Origin of the sequence: Bifidobacterium moukalabense DSM 27321 (assembly GCF_000522505.1) — a bacterium.
Lineage (GTDB): Bacteria > Actinomycetota > Actinomycetes > Actinomycetales > Bifidobacteriaceae > Bifidobacterium > Bifidobacterium moukalabense.
Genome location: NZ_AZMV01000001.1, coordinates 295296 through 312283 on the forward strand (window position 1 = coordinate 295296; position 16988 = coordinate 312283).

The following is a 16988-nucleotide window of genomic DNA, read 5'->3' on the forward strand; positions in this document are numbered from 1 at the left end:
CATTTACCGTCATGGCGCACGCCATATCAGCGTAGGCCACTCATAATTCCCCGATATGTCTCAGCTCAGCCACAGCCCGGAACGGGTGACCCAGTCACCGTAGAACAGCACCAGCGCGATGATCACGAACAACAGCTCGATCATCCAGAAGCGGACCACGACCTTGACCTCGGGCCATCCCTTCAGCTCAAAATGATGATGAATCGGCGCCATCTTGAACACACGCCTATGAGTCATCTTGAAGTATCCGACCTGAATGACGTCGGACATGGCCTCGAGCACGAACAGACCGCCCATGACGGCGGCAAGGACCTCGGTATGCGTGGCGATGGACAGGGCCGCGAACAGACCGCCGAGGGCCAGGGACCCGGTATCGCCCATGAAAATGGACGCGGGATTCGAGTTGTACCACAGGAAGCCAAGGCAGGCCACCGCCGCACAGGAGGCGATGATGGTCAGATCAAGCGGATCGGAAACCGCATAGGTGAAGCCTTCATGCCCGGAACCCTTCAGATGGTAGAACTCCCAGAAAGCGACGACCGCGTACCCGACGAAGGCGATCATCGATGAGCCGGCGGCCAGACCGTCCAGGCCGTCGGTCAGATTGACGGCATTCGTCCATGCGGTCATAAGGAAGTTCACCCAGATCACGAACAGCACGATGGCCACCACGCGGCCGGCGAACTCGAAGCTGAAGAACGGGCTTTCGATGAAGCTGACACCCGCCTGCGCGCTTGGGAATCCGGACTTGGTAGGCAGAACCAGCGCAAGCACCGCATAGATGGTGGCAAGAATGAATTGGCCGATGAATTTGCCGCGCACGGTCAGGCCCTCACTCTGTTTCTTGCTCACCTTGGCGAAATCGTCGATGAAGCCGAGCAGGCCCATCGACAGCATGGCGAACAGCACCAACACCGCCGACCAGGACGGCACCTCGCCCTGATGAAGGAAACGGTACAGCGCCGATGCGCCCCATCCCAGCACGATGGCCAGATTGATGACCACACCTCCCAATGTCGGTGTGCCACGTTTGACCAGATGCGACTGCGGTCCGTCCTGACGGATGTACTGCCCGTAATTGAGTTTATGCACCAGGCGTATCAACAGCGGGGTGCCCACAATCGTCACAACCAGTGACACCAAGATTCCAATGATGAGCGAAATCACCTGATGCTCTCCGTTCCAGTCAGATAGCCGATGGCTAGTACCAATTTGTGCATATCGATCTATTCCGTGGCAAGGGGCTGCCAACGATCCGCCAAAGCGCTCAGCCCGGAGGCGTGAGATCCCTTGAGTAACACCACTGTACCCGCATGCTCGGTCGCCAACCGGGATACCAATGCGTCCGCCTGGTCGATGTCGTGGGCCCAATCCACCGTGCAGCGTGCACGAGCGGCCTGTTCCCCGCCCTGCGTCATGGCCTCGGCCAACGCGTCCAGCGCGACGTCATCGCGGCTGCCGACGGCGATCAGTGCGTCGACGCCACCCTGCACGGCGTACGCCCCCACCTGCTCATGCAGCATGCGCTCATCGGGACCGAGTTCGAGCATGGCGCCCAGCACCGCGATGCGGAACGGCTGCCGGCCATCGTTGGCATGCCAGCGGATCAGGCCGTCCAATCCGGCCTTCATGGAATCGGGATTGGCGTTGAAGGAGTCGTCGATCAACGTGAACTCCGCCTCAGGCTTGGCGATGGTGGACACGGCCATACGATGTGGGCTGATGCGCCTGACATCCGCCAGCCCGGCGGCGATCCGGTCCAAAGGCATGCCCAGCCTATGCGCCACGGTGGCGGCGGCGAGGGCGTTCATCACATTGTGCAGTCCGCAAATTCCCAGTTTGACCGCGGCATGCTCGCCTTCGGCATCCCTAAGATCGAAGGATGGACGGTCGAGATCGTCACAGCTCACGTTCTCGGCGGCGACCATGTGATCGGGAGTCTGCCGCTCCGGCAGGCCGAACCACAGCACCTCACCCGGGGCGATGCCGCTCATGGCCGCAACATGCCCGTCATTGGCATTCAGAACGGTCACGCCGCCCGGCACCAGCCCCTTGACGATTTCGGATTTCGCCTGCGCGATGCGCTCCGCGGAACCGAATTCCCCCAGATGCGCCACGCCGACCTTCAACACCACGGCGATGTCAGGCGGCACCAAGCTGGTGAGATTGGCGATCTCGCCCACATGATTGGCACCCATCTCCGCCACCAGAAAACGTGTGCCCTCATTGACCCTCAGCGCGGTCAACGGCAGACCGATCTCATTGTTGAACGAGCCGACCGGGGCCACCGTCTCACCCATGGACGACAGCAACGATGCCATCAGATCCTTGGTGGTGGTCTTGCCGACGGAACCGGTGATGCCGATTACGGTGAACGGCGAATCCATGGCACGGCGACGTTCCAGATTATGCCTGGCCAGTTCGCCCAGCGCACGAACCGTATCTTCGACCACGATCTGCACCACGCCGGCATCAGCCACCTCGTGATCGACCAACGCCGCAACGGCCCCCCGCTCGCCTACCTTCGCCACAAAGTCGTGGCCATCCACACGCTCGCCGGCGATGGCCACGAACACCGAGCCCTCACGGACCTGACGGGAATCGCTGAACGCGCTGGTCGCCATGACCCCGTTCGACGCGGTCTCCCCTGTCACCAGCCTTCCATGGACGGCCTGCGCGATTTCGGCAAGGCTCATCGGCATCATGGTCGGGTTGCTGTTCACTGGTTCGTCTCCTCTTGCTCGTTCCGGTTTCATTCGGTTTCGTCAGTTCAGGTCCCGCGACACGCGGAGTGCGCTCTTGATGTTCGCTTTGCGCACGCCGGCGGCCAACACCATGGCGATCGACAGCGACAGCGCCCTGCCATCAACCTGTTCGTATGCCATCGCGGCCTGTGTCGCCAACAGGTCGGATTCCTGCGTACGGGTGGCCACGCGCGTCTGTTTGCCGATTACGCCGCCGAAGCCGGCCACCTTCCGTGACAGTTGCTCGCCATCCACGTCGGCGTCATCGATGCCCAACACATCAACGCTGACGGACTGCAACGCCTGTTCGCGCAACGTCCGCTCGTCCAATGCGAGGATCACCGCCGCGGCGCCGTCTTCGGCGCACACCGCCAAGGTACGCTGCACATCCAAAATCGACAACGGGTACCGCAGATCGAGGAATCGTTCCAGGGACTGCGAGTTACCGGCACTGATCACGCCTACGGGGTTGCCGAGCATATGCAGGAAGTCCGCAAGGTCCTTCACGTCGTACTCGACCGACTCCCGATCATTGCCGACGATGGCGAATACGGCCAGGGCGTCGGATGGCGCCCCCGCAATGTCGCAGGCCAATTTGCCAAGTTGCCGGGGCGTCGGTTCGGCGTAGATCAAGGGGATCTGAAGATCCCGCAATTCCCCACGCAACGCATGCGGCACGATCGCGCCATAGGCTCCCAGCCGTTGCGCCTGCACCAGCTGACGGGCATCGACGTCGGCCCCCGGTATGTACAACGCGCCGGGACGTATCGAGTCGGTGTCGTCCGCAAGCGAGGTCACCGTCACTTCGGAGGCGAATGACGGGTCAAGATCAAAACCGTATTGGCTGGCAAGATGGCCCAAAGTCATTCGCCGGTTCATGGATTCGCTTACCGCGCTCATTGCTGACGTCTCCCTGCCTTTCTTCGACCGCCAATCACCAATCCACTGCAATAGCATCAGTACGCGGGCTGGAGGCCGGTATCTCATACTTCTGCATAAGGAATTCACCGATTTCCGCGGTCAGCGGGCCGGCGGTCAGACCGCCGAAGCTTCCCTGCGGATCCTTGAGCACCACTGTAATCACGTACCGTGGATTATCTGCGGGAATGATCGCCGAATAATCGCTGATGATCGATGACAACCTGCCGTCGGAACCGGCGACTTCGGCGGTACCTGATTTGGCCGCCATACGATATCCGTCGACCTTCACGAATGAGGAATAGTGGTCGGCCGCGGATTCCATGGCGTTCAGCATCTGGGACGCCACCTGTTCGTCAAGCACGCGGGTGGCTTCCCCCTTCGCCTTCTTCTCCTGCGTATGGCCTTCGGAGTCCGTGACCGACTTGATGATGCGCTGCGGTTTCTTCACTCCCTTGTTCGCGATCACCGCCACGGCATTCGTGATTTGCATGACGTTCACCGTATAGCCTTGGCCGAAAAGCACCGTGTTGCGCGTTCGCTGGTCCCATTCGTCCGCCGGATGCAGCACGCCCGACGACTCGCCGGGCAGACCGAGGCCCGTATTCTGGCCGATGCCGAATTTACTGATGAAATCGTACCGTTGCTCGTTGCTCATCTTGTCCCCGGCCATGACCATGCCCACGTTGGACGACTGCTCGAGAATGCCCGCAAGGGTCCAGTGCTCGGCGCCATGCGTGGTGGCGTCCTTATAGGTCTGCCCATTCACCGTGTAGCTGTCGGGGACGGTGAATTTATCGGTCATCTGATGCAGCCCGAGCTGCAGCATGCCCGACATGGCGAACACCTTGCCGATCGAGCCGGGCTCAAAGGTCTCGCTGACGGCCCTCGACACGCCGAGCTTGGCCTGATCGCTACCCGCCTGCACCTCATCGCTGTCGGCAAGTGCCAGGATATCGCCGGTCTCGATATCCTGCACCATGGCGACCCCCCATGCGGACTGGTATTTTTCCCGGCCTTCCTTGAGCACTTTCTCGACATACCACTGCACGTCATGGTCGATGGTGAGGGTGACGTCGGACCCGTTGACGGCATCCTGGGATTCGGTCATGGTCCCCGGAATCTCGACGCCGCTGTTGCCCCGCTGGTAGACCTGGTAGCCATCCTTGCCGGTGAGCAGCTTGTTCTCCATCTGTTCGATGCCGGCCACGCCCTCGCCCTCATCGTTGACTCCGCCCAGCAGCGCACCCATCAGGGTGCCGTTGGAGTAGAGGCGTTCATTGCTCAGCTCGGCATAGACGATGCCGCCCAAGTTCAGCTTGCTGATTTTACGCTTAACCGCAGGCGTCACGTCCTTTTTCAGCACGGCGTATTGGCCGGTCCCCGACAGTTTGGCGCCCAGTTCGGTCGCGTCCATGCCAAGCACCGGGGCCAATAGGCGCGCCACGGCGGCCGCACCCGTGGCACCGACCGGTTTGCCGTCGATCTGATGGCAGTTGTCACCGGTCTGTTTCGTGCAGGTGGTCGGTATGAAGGCCTGCGCCTCCTCGGGATTGCCGATGATGGTGTAGCGTTCCACGCTTTGCGCCAGAATCGACCCGTTGGTGTCGAGGATCTTGCCGCGACGGGCCTTCAACGTCACCGTGATGGTACGGCTTTGCGCGGCGGCCTGTGCCATGTCCCTGCCATTGATCAATTGCACATTGGCCAGCTGTATCAGGCACATGCAGGCCAAAAGCGCCAGGATGACGCCGATGGCCATGGTCTTCATCAGCAGGTTCCTGTGGAATATTGCGTAGATGCGTCTGACGAACTTCACTGAGTGTCGTCCCCACTCGCCTTGTACCCGTTGAGGTCGATGGTCAATGCCCCCTTCTGCGGAACCATGCCCATCTTCTCCGCCTTGTCCGGCAAGGACGCCTCGAGCTCGTCAAGCTTGGCCTGATCGTCTTCGACGTCCTGCGAAAGACGGGTGATGTTCGCCTCAATCTGACTGGCCTCGAAGGAGTTCTGCACCATCTGCGTACGCAATGTCAATGCTCCCAGCAGGCATACACCCAGAAACACCACGGCGACGACCAGATGCAGCAGCGGGGTCCTGCGCGTGCGAGTCCACGTGAGAAGCTGTTCGAAGCCGCGCCTGACGCGTGATTCATCCGTGTGGTTTCCCTTGATGACATGCAGTTCCGGACGGGTGGTGCCTGCGGTCTCGCTTTTGCTCCTGCGACCTGCGGGCGCTGCGTTCGATGAGATGGTACGTGGTGCCTCCATATCAGCCCCTCCTTCCTTGTCTTGTCATGGTCCGATAGTCGTTTCCCCGGTCGAAGCGTTTGCGCCATCGGTCGGGGATCGGTCTGGTCAGCTCCACGGCCCGCAGACGAACGGATGCGGAACGTGGATTCATGGCGATCTCCGTCTCGTCGGCCTTGATGGCCCCTCGGGTCAGTTCTTTGAAGAACGGCTGCATGTCAGGTGGAATCACCGGCATATCCGCTGGGACATCGGCCTTGAGACCTTGGTTCATGAAGGTTTTCACCGTCTTGTCTTCCAGTGAGTGGTACGACTCCACCACCAGACGGCCTCCGACCGCAAGATGATTGGCGATCTGCGGCAAAGTGCCCGCAAGCTTGTCAAGTTCGCCGTTGACTTCGATGCGCAGCGCCTGGAACACGCGCTTGGCTGGATTGCCCGCAGGACGATGGGCCTGCGGCACCACTTCGTCGACAAGCCGATTGAGTTGCCCCGAAGTGACCAGCGGCTCCGTTTCGCGTCTGCGCACGATCTCCCGCGCGATCTGCTTGGAGAAGCGCTCTTCACCGTAGGTGCGGAAGATGCGCACCAAGTCGGCGAATGGGTATTCAGCCAGAATCTGCCTGGCGGTCAGCGGCTGCGTCACATCCATGCGCATGTCAAGCGGTGCGTCATGGGAATAGGAGAAGCCACGTTCCGTTTCGTCGATCTGCAGGCTGGAAAGGCCCAGGTCCATGAACACCGCGTTCACCGTTGCGATGTTCCGCTCTTCGAGCACCCGCGCGAATTCATCGAAGGCGGCGTGCACCGGAATGAAACGATCCGCCAGACCTTCCTGTTCCATACGTCTGGTGGCAAGCGACAGTGCCTCGGTATCCCGGTCGATGCCAATCAATCGAGCCTCGGGACTCGCCTTGAGGAACGCCGTGGAATGTCCGGCAAGGCCGAGCGTGCAATCCACTGCGATCGCTCCAGGCTTCGCCAACGCCGGTACGACCAGATCCACGCATTCGCGCAACAATACTGGTTGATGAATCGTCGTCACATCTGTCATCAGAATTCCACCGCCGGTAACACATCGTCGGCAATATCGGAATATCCCTGCTCCTTGTCGGCCAGATATTCCTCCCATGCCTGCCTGTTCCAAATCTCCGCCCGGGTTCCCACGCCGATCACCACGATGTCGTCCCCCAGGTTCGCGTAATCACGAAGCATCTGCGGCACCAGCACACGACCCTGTTTGTCCGGATCCTGGTCGACGGCGCCGGACAGGAACACGCGCAGGTACTCGCGCGCGGCCCTATTGCCCATCGAAGTGCGCTGAATCTGCATGGCGATGCGGCGAAACTCCATCTGCGGCAGCAGATAGACGCAATGCTCCTGCCCGCGTGCCATCACCATGCCCGGACCGAGCTGGCTACGGAACTTCGCAGGCAATGCCATGCGTCCCTTGGCGTCGATCTTGGGAGTGTAGGTCCCCAACAGCAGTGGTGGCAGATCGGCCATCATGTCGCACAACGATGCGGAGGCATCGTTCGAGGAGGGCTCGGATTCAGCGTTGCGAACCATGGCCACACCTCCTTTTTTCGACATTGGGTACACTCCGCCCACGGCTGGTTCACCACTTTACCCCACCAATCACCGCAACTCCCCACTAAAACACAAAAAATACACTCATGCCGACGCCTTTTCCCCGCAATTCGATTCGTTCGTTTTCGTGCGGCACCGTCAGGCGTCCATCGTCCCTCGCCCCGATTTCCCCGCTTTCGTAGAAGCCTTGGAGTAGATTTGATTGCCTGAGTTTTTGCACGAAGGGATCACCACATGTCGAGTTACTCCGCCCAGCTGCATGAGGAGCAGCAGGCTGTCAGCCGCGCATACGACCGTCTGGACGCGCTTCGGGCACAGGCACGTGCCCGACTGGACGCCGTGCGTGCGGCCGGTTCGCACGGTTCTCCGACCCAACGCACCGAGCGCGATTCCTTCGCCACCATGTATGAGGACCGTCTTACCCAGCTGCGCGCCGTAGAGGATCGACTGGTGTTCGGCAGATTGGATAACGCCAAGGGCGAACATCGCTATATCGGCCGTCTGGGCCTGTCAAACGAGCATCACGAGCCGATCCTGACGGATTGGCGCGCCGAAGCGGCCCGTCCGTTCTACGAGGCGACGCCTTCCAGCCATGGCGACATCGTCATGCGACGCCATATCACCTTGAACTTCCGCGAAGTGGTCGGCGTGGAGGATGAGGTGCTTGATGTGCATTCCGACCAAGTCGGACAGGCCTCCTCCGCCGGCACGCTGACCGGCGAGGGTGCGTTGCTGGCATCGCTGAACGCCAAGCGAACCGGCAAGATGACCGACATCGTGGCCACCATCCAGGCGGAGCAGGATCGCATCATCCGCGCAGACCTCAATCAGGCGGTGGTGGTGCAGGGAGGCCCGGGCACGGGCAAGACCGCGGTGGCCCTGCACCGGGCGGCCTATTTGTTGTACACGCATCGTCGCGCGCTGGAACGTTCCGGTGTACTGGTAGTCGGCCCGAGCTCGACATTCCTGCACTACATCGATCAGGTGCTCCCCTCCCTGGGCGAAACCGGTGTGGTCAGCCGCACCATCGCCGATCTTATTCCGGGAGTCATCGCCACGGGGCACGACGATCCGTATGCCGCCAAACTCAAAGGTGAACGCCGCATGGCCAAGGCCATAGCCAACGCCGTGTCCGCGCGCGAGCGCATTCCGTCCGAGCTGCCGACGATCCGCATCAACGGTTTCGCCATACCCATGTTGCGCGTCGATGTGGAACAGGCCATCACCGACGCCAAAAGAACACGACAGCCGCATAACAAGGCCCGTGAGACCTTCGTGCACAGCATGCTCATCGCCATACGCAACCGCTATGCGGAGCAGCTCGACTACACTCCCGAACAAGCCGAGCTCAATGACGTGATGCAGCAGCTGCGTATAAACGATGCGCTCCGCAAGACCCTGAACCTCGCGTGGCTACCGATGACCGGCACCTGGCTGGTGGACCAGCTGTTCTCCAAGCCCGGTCAGCTTCGCCGCTTCGCGCCATGGCTCGAGGAGCGCGATATCGAAACATTGATCCGCCCCAAGGGGTCGCCTTTCACGGTCAGCGACGTGCCTTTGCTCGACGAGGCCATGGAGTTGCTCGGCCCGGATCCCAAGGCCGTGGCCAGGCAGAAGGCGTTGGATGCCAAACGGGCCGAAGAGGAGCAGTTCGCCCAGGACACACTCGCCCAGGCCGGTATCGGTTCGGGCATCATCACCTCGCAGATGCTGGTCGACAACATCAACGGCATGGATGCGGAACTCACCGCACAACGTGCGGCGGCCGACCGTGAATGGACCTACGGGCATGTCGTCGTCGACGAAGCGCAGGAGCTCACCGCCATGGACTGGCGTATGCTGATTCGCCGCTGCCCGTCCCGCTCCTTCACCATCGTGGGAGACGTCGCACAGACTTCGGCCCTGGGCGGCACCCGCTCATGGCGCCGCATGATGGATCCGCTGTTCGGAACGGATAACTGGTCGCTCAACGAGCTGACCATCAACTACCGCAACCCGAAGGAGGTCTCGCAGCTGGCCTGCGACTTCGCCTCGGCGGAAGGCCTGTACATCTCCACCGTCAACGCGGTCCGCAGCGTTGCGGATTCCGTCAGACGCCTCATACTCACCGACGAAAGCCTGCTCGCTGACGCGGTGGCCCACCAGGCCATCGACCTGGTACGCACCCACGTCTCTGCGGATGGCACCGGCCGCGTGGCCATCATCGCCCCCGACGCCATGCTCGCCCCCCCTTCGGACCAGGGTCTACTCGGAACTGCGCCAGACCTTGGCCCCCAAGGAATTCGAGCGTTTGAGCTCGCAGAGTTCCTGGGACGAACAGGTTACGGTGTGCTCCACACAGGCCGTCAAGGGTTTGGAATACGACGCGGTCATGGTGGTGCAACCCGGCCGCATCGAAGAGGACGCCCCTTCGCGTATCGTGGCGGCCTCCGACCTGTATGTCGCCATGACCAGGCCCACGCAGCGACTGCTTATAGTGCGGACAAACGACGATGAAAAAACGCTCACGCTATAAGGTGGTATCCATGCCTAAAGCATTGCTATTGGAAAACATTCATCCCGACGCCGCGCAATCACTGCGCGACCACGGTTTCGAAGTGGAGTGCCTCAAGGGCGCGCTGGGCGAGGACGAGCTCATCGACGCGCTTGAAGGCGTGGACCTGCTCGGCGTCCGTTCCAAGACCAACGTGACGCGCAAGGTCATCGACGCCCGTCCGACGCTGACCGCCGTCGGATGCTTCTGCATCGGCACCAACCAGGTCGATCTCGACTATGCCGGCAAACGTGGCATCGCAGTGTTCAATGCACCGTATTCGAACACCCGTTCCGTGGTGGAGCTGGTCATCGGGGACATCATCTGCCTGATGCGTCGCATTCCGGCGCACACCCACCATATGAAGCATGGCATGTGGGACAAATCCGCATCCGGCTCGCACGAGGTGCGCGGCAAGACATTGGGCATCATCGGCTACGGCAATATCGGCTCCCAGCTTTCCGTCATCGCCGAGGCCCTCGGCATGCGCGTGGTGTTCTACGACATCGAGGAGAAGCTCGCCATGGGCAACGCCCACCGTTGCGGCACGCTCAACGAGCTGCTGGGGCAGTCCGACGTGGTCACCCTGCATGTCGATGGACGCAAGTCGAACACCGGCTTTTTCGGCGAGGACCAGTTCGCCCACATGAAGCAGGATGCGATCTTCATCAACCTGTCCCGCGGTTTCGTCGCCGACCTCGATTCGCTGAAACGGCATCTTGATTCCGGACACCTCTCCGGCGCGGCCGTGGACGTGTTCCCCGTTGAGCCCAAGAAAACCGGCGATGCGTTCACCACACCATTGGCCGATGAAGACAATATGATTCTGACACCGCATATCGGCGGTTCCACGTTGGAGGCCCAGAAATCGATCGGACACTTCGTGGCGCAGCGTCTTGAGGATTATTGGTTCAAGGGATCGACGATGCTGTCCGTCAACATGCCGCAGATCACACTGTCCGACATCCGCAGCACCTGCCGCATCGCACATCTGCATGCCAACCTGCCCGGCGTACTCGCCCATGTGAACCGTGTTCTGGGCGAAGACAACATCAACATCGCCGCGCAGGCATTGGGCACCGAAGGCGAGCTTGGCTACGTGGTCACCGATGTGGCGCAACGTCCGGATCAGCAGGCATTGGACGCACTTGCCGCCATCGAAGGCACGATCCGTATGCGCGTGATCAGCTGACGCTCCCGCATTGCGCGGACGATAAGGGGGTCTTCAGTCATGTTGGCCGAAGAACCCCTTATCCATACAAAACGCCCGCTCCGTCTATTTCACATCGCCCTTGAGCTCGTCGATGGCGTGCTGGAAGTCTTCGAGATTCTCAAAATTCTGATACACGCTCGCGAAACGCATGTAGGCCACCACGTCCAAATCACGCAACGGCTTCAGAATGGCCTTGCCCACTTCATCGGATTTGACCTGCGCGAGACCTCTTGACCGCAGATCCTCCTCCACGCGCTGTCCGAGCGTTTTCAGATCATCCTCATTGATCGGCCGCCCCTGGCATGCCTTGCGCACACCGGAAATCACCTTGTTGCGATCGAATTGTTCGACGTTCCCGGAACGTTTCACCACCAACAGCATGGTGGTTTCCACCGTCGTGAATCGTTTGGCACATTTCGGGCATTCGCGCCTACGGCGAATGGAGTGACCGTCCTCACTGATGCGGGTATCGATCACTTTCGTATCTGGGTTCTGGCAAAACGGGCAATGCATGGTCTCCACAATAGCCTGAACCATTGAATTAACCCAAGCCCCCTCCGGACTACCGTTCAGGAACCAGCAATCGCTGTCCGGGCCGCAGGGAGACGGAATCAAGGTTATTGATGCGGACAAGTGTGTCGACGGTTTCATTCACGTCGCCATTCGCCGGGGTGATGCTTGACGCATAGTCCCACAACGTATCGCCGGGCTGCACCGTATACACGACCACAGGGGTCGCACCGGTCGCGGATTCCGCCTGGTCGGGGCGAATCACCCCATACAGGCAACACACCAATCCAACAAGCAACGCTGCGGTGACGATACGGTCCGATAGGGATTTCAGCCATTTCCGGCGGGGCTTCGATTCCTTAGGAGATCTCGGACGGGACGTCGTCGAACCATTCGTCATAGGCACTGCCCGGGCCATCGCCGACATACCTCGCATACCGTTCATCGCCACCGCTCCTTTCGAACACTTGTTCTATCGAACATGTGTTCTACATTATGGCACATATGTTCGAAGAACGCAACCATGCATCGAACAGATGTTTGATTTCTCAGGCGTTTCGCGATATGCTTGTATCCGTATCGAAAGGAGCACACCGTGAGCACCGTCCCATTCACGCCCAAGAGAGACGAACCACGTCCTGACACCAGTTCGCTCACCGAGCGCCAACGCAAGGTGCTGGACGCCATCAAGACGCATCTCGCCCAACGCGGCTTCGCTCCTTCGTTCCGCGAAATTGGCGAGGCCGCGGGCCTGAAAAGCCCATCCTCGGTCAAACACCAACTGCAGGTCCTGGAGGAAAAGGGCTTCATTCGCATGAGCGCCAACAAGGGACGCGCTATCGAGGTCGTCAGCATTGAGGAGCATGCTCCCGAAGGCAGGATCGCCGAGGTCATCCCGTTCCCCACCGGCATGGAGTCCAACGAGTCCATCATGGCCTCCCATGATGTGCCGCTGGTCGGACGCATCGCCGCAGGCATACCGATCACCGCCGAACAGCACGTCGATGATGTCATGCGACTGCCCGAACGGCTGACCGGCACCGGTAATCTGTTCATGCTGGAAGTGCACGGCGATTCCATGATCGACGCCGCAATCTGCGACGGTGATTTCGTGGTGGTGCGCGAGCAGAACACCGCCGAAAACGGTGATATCGTCGCCGCCCTGCTCGATGACGAAGCCACGGTCAAGACCTTCCGCAAAGACCATGGCCACGTGTGGCTCATCCCGCACAATCCGGCCTATTCGCCCATAGACGGCACCCACGCCGAAATCATGGGCAAAGTCGTCACCGTACTGCGCAAAATCTGATTCCGCCATACCGTCCGATAATGACGGTCAACCGCCCGACATGTCAGGAATGCATCTGCGGAAGGCTTGCGGAACTGTACCCTTCCGGCTCAAGCTGGAAGGTGGTATGGGGTATCGAAACGGGGAAATGCTCCCGCAGGCAGTTCTGAAGCTGCGAAAGGATTCGGGCCGCATCCTCCATGGTAAGACCCCGTTCCACCACTACATGCGCCATGAGAATTGGCATGCCCGTCGACACGGTGCTGGCATGCAGGTCATGCACGGCGACCACATGAGGCACCTGTTCCAGATGCATGCGAACCTCGTCGAGATCCAGCCCCTTCGGGGTTTCCTCCAATAGTACGCGCACCGCGTTGCCCAGCAGCTTGATCGCGCGTGGCATCATCAACAACGCGATGATGCCGCCGGCCACGGCGTCAAAGCCACCCACCCGGTGCAGATGAGCACGATGGCCGAGACGATGACGGCCACCGATCCCAAGGCATCGTTCATGACCTCCAGAAATGCGGCCTTCATGTTCATGTTATCCTCGCTCTGCGAGGCGAGAATGAAGATGGACCCGACATTTGCCGCCAAACCGAGAACACCCATGAACAGCAGCAGTCGTACATCCGAGATCTCATCGGCGGCGCCGCCGAACAGTCTCATGCCGGCCTCCACCAACGCGTATATGCCGACCAGCAGCAGAATCAACGCTCCGACGGCTGCGGTGAGCACTTCAAGACGCGCCCATCCCCAGGTTCGTTTGCTATCAGGCTTTCGCTGCATAAGCACCGCCGTGATCGTGGAGGCGACCAATACCGACATGTCGGTGAGCATATGGCCGGCATCCACCAGCAGGGCAAGCGATCCGGTGATAACGGCACTGATGACTTCCGCCAGGAACACGGTTGCGGTAAGCCCCAGCGACATCATGAGTCGTTTCCGATGCTCCCCTCCCCCATTCGCCGTCGTTCCATGTGCATGCGCATGATCGTGTGCCATATGGTGCATTCCCATCGCTCGGTTCCATCGAGAGGCAAACTGAAATCGCTTCTCAATACCATTTTCATTCGTTCGAAAACGCGGGAACCCCAGCCCGAAGGCTGGGGTTCCCGTATTTCAGATTGCAGAATACCCATTCCGTAACTCGATGTCAAGACATAAGGAAAACGGCAACGCGCATGCCGGCAAGGCTCCCGAGACGAAGGCGTACGGCGGTACGTCAGGCTTCGGGTGACGCAGCCGGCATTCCGTTACCGCGTTCTTTGTCAGAAGCCGAACTGGGCGGCGGTCTCCTTCAGCGTCTCCGCGGAACGCTTGAGGGCCGCAAGCTCACGGTCGGACACCGGAGTGTTGATGGCGGTGTTGACGCCGGAGCGGTTGAGCAGGGTCGGCACGGACATGCACACATCGGAGATGCCGTGGAAGTCCTCGAGCATGGAGGAGACGGGGAGGATGCGGTTGGAGTCGCGCATGACGGCTTCGATGATGTCGACGCCGGACATGCCGATGGCGTAGTTGGTGGCGCCCTTGCCGTTGATGATCTTGTAGGCGGCGTTCTTGACTTCCTGGTGGATCTCTTCACGCTTGTCGGCATCGAGCGGATCGTGGCCCGGGAGCGGGGTCCAGTCGCACATCGGAACGCCGCCGATGGTGGCGGAAGCCCACAGCGGGACTTCGGAATCGCCATGTTCGCCGGCGATGTATGCGTGGACGTTCTTGACGTTGACGCCGGTCTGCTGGGCGATCAGGAAGCGCAGGCGCGCGGAATCGAGGTTGGTGCCGGAACCGAAGACCTGGTTCTTCGGCAGGCCGGAAATCTTCTGGGCGACATGGGTGGCGATGTCGACCGGGTTGGTGATGAGCATGAAGATGGCGTTCGGGGCGACCTCCACGAGGCCCGGGATGATGGCCTTGAGGATGTTGATGGTGGCGCCGACGAGTTCGAGGCGGGACTGACCCGGCTTCTGGCGCGGACCTGCGGTGATGACGATCATGTCGGCGTCACGGCAGATTTCCGGATCATCGCCACCTGCGATGGACACGGTCGGATAGAAGCTGGAGCCGTGCTGCATGTCGAGCACTTCGGCCTCGACGCGTTCCTTGGCGATGTCTTCGAGCACGATCTCACGGGCGACACCGCGCTGGGCGGCGGCGAAGGCGAGAGTGGAGCCGACTGCGCCGGCACCGATGATAGCGAGCTTTGTGGGCTTGATTGGTGAATCCACCATGTGCTTACCTCTCTTTGGCAAACGAATGTCCCGTTGGTGACGGGCTTCATCTTCAATAACACTTTTACTGTATCCACACAGTATGACGTTTCGGACCCGTCTAGCACAGCCCGTCATGACTGAAACGTGATTTGCATCACAATTGGTGTGAACGTTCACAAAACCGTGGGGACCACCACGTCACGAAGCATCGGAAAACGTTCAGGCAATGGCCTGTTCGACGATCCGCGACGCCAGATGGTCATCGACCTCCGCCTGAAGCAGCATGCCATCATCACGATATTCGACATTGAGCACCTTGCCGTATTCCCGGACGCTCGACATGAGCGAGCCGGCCGAATATGGCAACAGGGCCTCCACGTGCACGTTGGGGACCGGCAGCATGGATTCGACCTTGGCGCGCAGCCCGTCCACGCCCTCCCCCGAATATGCGGAGACGATGTACGCCTCGGGCATCAGGGCCTCGATGCGCTCACGGGTCGCATCCTCCATGAGATCGGCCTTGTTGAACACCACGATGGTCGGAATGGCTCCCACGCCATCGATGTCGGCAAGCACGTCATTGACCGCGTCTATCTGCAAGAACGGATCGGGATGGGAGCCGTCGACCACATGCACGATCAGATCGGCCTCGGCGACTTCCTCCAATGTGGATTTGAACGCTTCGACAAGCTGCGTGGGAAGACGACGCACGAATCCGACGGTGTCGACGTATGCATACAGGCGACCATCCTTTGCGCGGGCACGACGCACCGCGGTATCAAGAGTGGCGAACAGGGCGTTCTCCACCAGTTCCGAGGAACCGGTCAGGCGATTGGTCAACGACGATTTGCCGGCATTGGTGTAGCCGACCACGGCGACCGTCGGCAATCCGAAACGCCGACGGGATCCACGTTTGACCTCGCGCGCGGGAGCCATTTCGGCGATCTGCCGGCGCAGCTTGGCGATACGGCTGCGGATCACGCGACGATCCATCTCGATCTTCGTCTCGCCCGGACCTCGCGAACCGATGCCGGCATCGGCGCCGGCCGCACGACCTCCGGCCTGACGGGACAGCGATCCGCCCCAACCACGCAGTCGCGGCAGCATGTATTCAAGCTGGGCCAGCTCAACCTGCGCCTTGCCCTCACGGGAGGTGGCATGCTGGGCGAAGATGTCAAGAATCACGGCGGTGCGATCGACCACCTTCACCTTGGTGGCGTCTTCAAGGGCTCGACGCTGGCTTGGCGGCAGATCGTCATCCACCACGATGGTGTCGGCATCCTCCTGCGCCACGACGCCCGCCAGCTCGCGCGCCTTGCCGGAACCGACATAGGTGGCCGCATCCGGCTTGATGCGATGCTGGAGCAGGCCATCGCATACCACGGCACCCGCGGTTTCGGCGAGCGCCGCCAGCTCGCGCAACGACTCCTCGGCCGCGGCCTGGGTGGTTTCCCGGGAAGACCATACGCCGACGAGCACCACACGTTCGAGTCGCACCTTGCGGTATTCGACTTCGGTGACGTCCTGCTTCTCGCCCAGACCCGCCACATGCTTCAGCGCATTGCGGGATTCACGTTCCTGCCATTGCTCATCATGGGATTCGTGGAAGCGTTCCCGGTCGCCGGTATCGAGCAGCACCTCCGACTGGTCGGCAAGCACACCGCCCACGGCGGCTTCGTCCGTTTCCTGCTCGATTTCGATCTCCTGGGTCAATGGCACCTCTCAC

At 60.7% G+C, this 16988-nt stretch carries 13 protein-coding genes and 2 pseudogenes; 3 read left to right on the forward strand and 12 right to left on the reverse strand.

The window, feature by feature from the left end; translation table 11 throughout:
• Positions 1-60 precede the first annotated feature (60 nt).
• The 7 genes from mraY to mraZ are packed head-to-tail and all read right to left on the reverse strand — an operon-like array spanning position 61 to position 7481.
• On the reverse strand, positions 61-1167 hold the full coding sequence (gene mraY / locus BMOU_RS01355) for a phospho-N-acetylmuramoyl-pentapeptide-transferase (protein WP_034874026.1): 1107 nt from the start codon (positions 1165-1167) through the stop codon (positions 61-63).
• Between the two features lie 59 nt (positions 1168-1226).
• The gene (locus BMOU_RS01360) at positions 1227-2705 is read right to left on the reverse strand and encodes a UDP-N-acetylmuramoyl-tripeptide--D-alanyl-D-alanine ligase (RefSeq protein ID WP_034874444.1); all 1479 of its coding nucleotides are present in this window, start codon (positions 2703-2705) and stop codon (positions 1227-1229) included.
• A gap of 60 nt (positions 2706-2765) precedes the next feature.
• Positions 2766-3644: a hypothetical protein gene (locus tag BMOU_RS01365; RefSeq protein WP_034874028.1), complete on the reverse strand. Its 879-nt coding sequence runs from the start codon at positions 3642-3644 to the stop codon at positions 2766-2768.
• 34 nt (positions 3645-3678) lie between these two features.
• Complete coding sequence (locus tag BMOU_RS01370; RefSeq protein ID WP_034874030.1) at positions 3679-5481, reverse strand: peptidoglycan D,D-transpeptidase FtsI family protein; 1803 nt, start codon at positions 5479-5481, stop codon at positions 3679-3681.
• The gene (locus BMOU_RS01375; protein WP_034874032.1) at positions 5478-5933 is read right to left on the reverse strand and encodes a hypothetical protein; all 456 of its coding nucleotides are present in this window, start codon (positions 5931-5933) and stop codon (positions 5478-5480) included. Before BMOU_RS01375 ends, BMOU_RS01370 begins: the two co-directional genes overlap by 4 nt.
• A gap of 1 nt (position 5934) precedes the next feature.
• Positions 5935-6966: a 16S rRNA (cytosine(1402)-N(4))-methyltransferase RsmH gene (rsmH, locus tag BMOU_RS01380; RefSeq protein WP_034874034.1), complete on the reverse strand. Its 1032-nt coding sequence runs from the start codon at positions 6964-6966 to the stop codon at positions 5935-5937.
• Entirely contained in the window at positions 6966-7481 is a 516-nt protein-coding gene (mraZ, locus tag BMOU_RS01385) for a division/cell wall cluster transcriptional repressor MraZ (RefSeq protein WP_034874036.1), read from the reverse strand. Before mraZ ends, rsmH begins: the two co-directional genes overlap by 1 nt.
• 255 nt (positions 7482-7736) lie before the next feature.
• Between mraZ and BMOU_RS01390 the strand changes: the two are divergent.
• Positions 7737-10017, forward strand: a pseudogene (locus BMOU_RS01390) (HelD family protein).
• Between the two features lie 10 nt (positions 10018-10027).
• Positions 10028-11227, forward strand: a complete 1200-nt coding sequence (serA, locus tag BMOU_RS01395) for a phosphoglycerate dehydrogenase (RefSeq protein WP_034874038.1) — start codon at positions 10028-10030, stop codon at positions 11225-11227.
• Between the two features lie 84 nt (positions 11228-11311).
• Here serA and nrdR read toward each other — a convergent pair whose 3' ends face one another.
• Together nrdR and BMOU_RS01405 are read right to left on the reverse strand one after the other, a co-directional pair.
• The gene (gene nrdR, locus BMOU_RS01400) at positions 11312-11761 is read right to left on the reverse strand and encodes a transcriptional regulator NrdR (protein ID WP_034874040.1); all 450 of its coding nucleotides are present in this window, start codon (positions 11759-11761) and stop codon (positions 11312-11314) included.
• Positions 11762-11810: 49 nt separating this feature from the next.
• Positions 11811-12203 carry a LysM peptidoglycan-binding domain-containing protein gene (locus BMOU_RS01405; protein ID WP_034874042.1) on the reverse strand — a complete coding sequence of 131 codons (393 nt, stop codon included), beginning with the start codon at positions 12201-12203 and terminating at the stop codon, positions 11811-11813.
• Positions 12204-12353: 150 nt separating this feature from the next.
• Between BMOU_RS01405 and lexA the strand changes: the two genes are divergently transcribed.
• Positions 12354-13067: a transcriptional repressor LexA gene (gene lexA, locus BMOU_RS01410; RefSeq protein WP_034874044.1), complete on the forward strand. Its 714-nt coding sequence runs from the start codon at positions 12354-12356 to the stop codon at positions 13065-13067.
• Between the two features lie 43 nt (positions 13068-13110).
• On the opposite strand, the pseudogene BMOU_RS01415 reads toward lexA, so the two are convergent.
• The 3 genes and pseudogenes from BMOU_RS01415 to hflX form a co-directional block, all read right to left on the reverse strand.
• Positions 13111-14051 (reverse strand): annotated as a pseudogene (locus BMOU_RS01415) (cation diffusion facilitator family transporter).
• A gap of 266 nt (positions 14052-14317) precedes the next feature.
• The gene (locus tag BMOU_RS01420; RefSeq protein ID WP_034874046.1) at positions 14318-15280 is read right to left on the reverse strand and encodes an L-lactate dehydrogenase; all 963 of its coding nucleotides are present in this window, start codon (positions 15278-15280) and stop codon (positions 14318-14320) included.
• Between the two features lie 201 nt (positions 15281-15481).
• Complete coding sequence (hflX, locus tag BMOU_RS01425) at positions 15482-16975, reverse strand: GTPase HflX (protein ID WP_034874048.1); 1494 nt, start codon at positions 16973-16975, stop codon at positions 15482-15484.
• Positions 16976-16988: the final 13 nt, after the last annotated feature.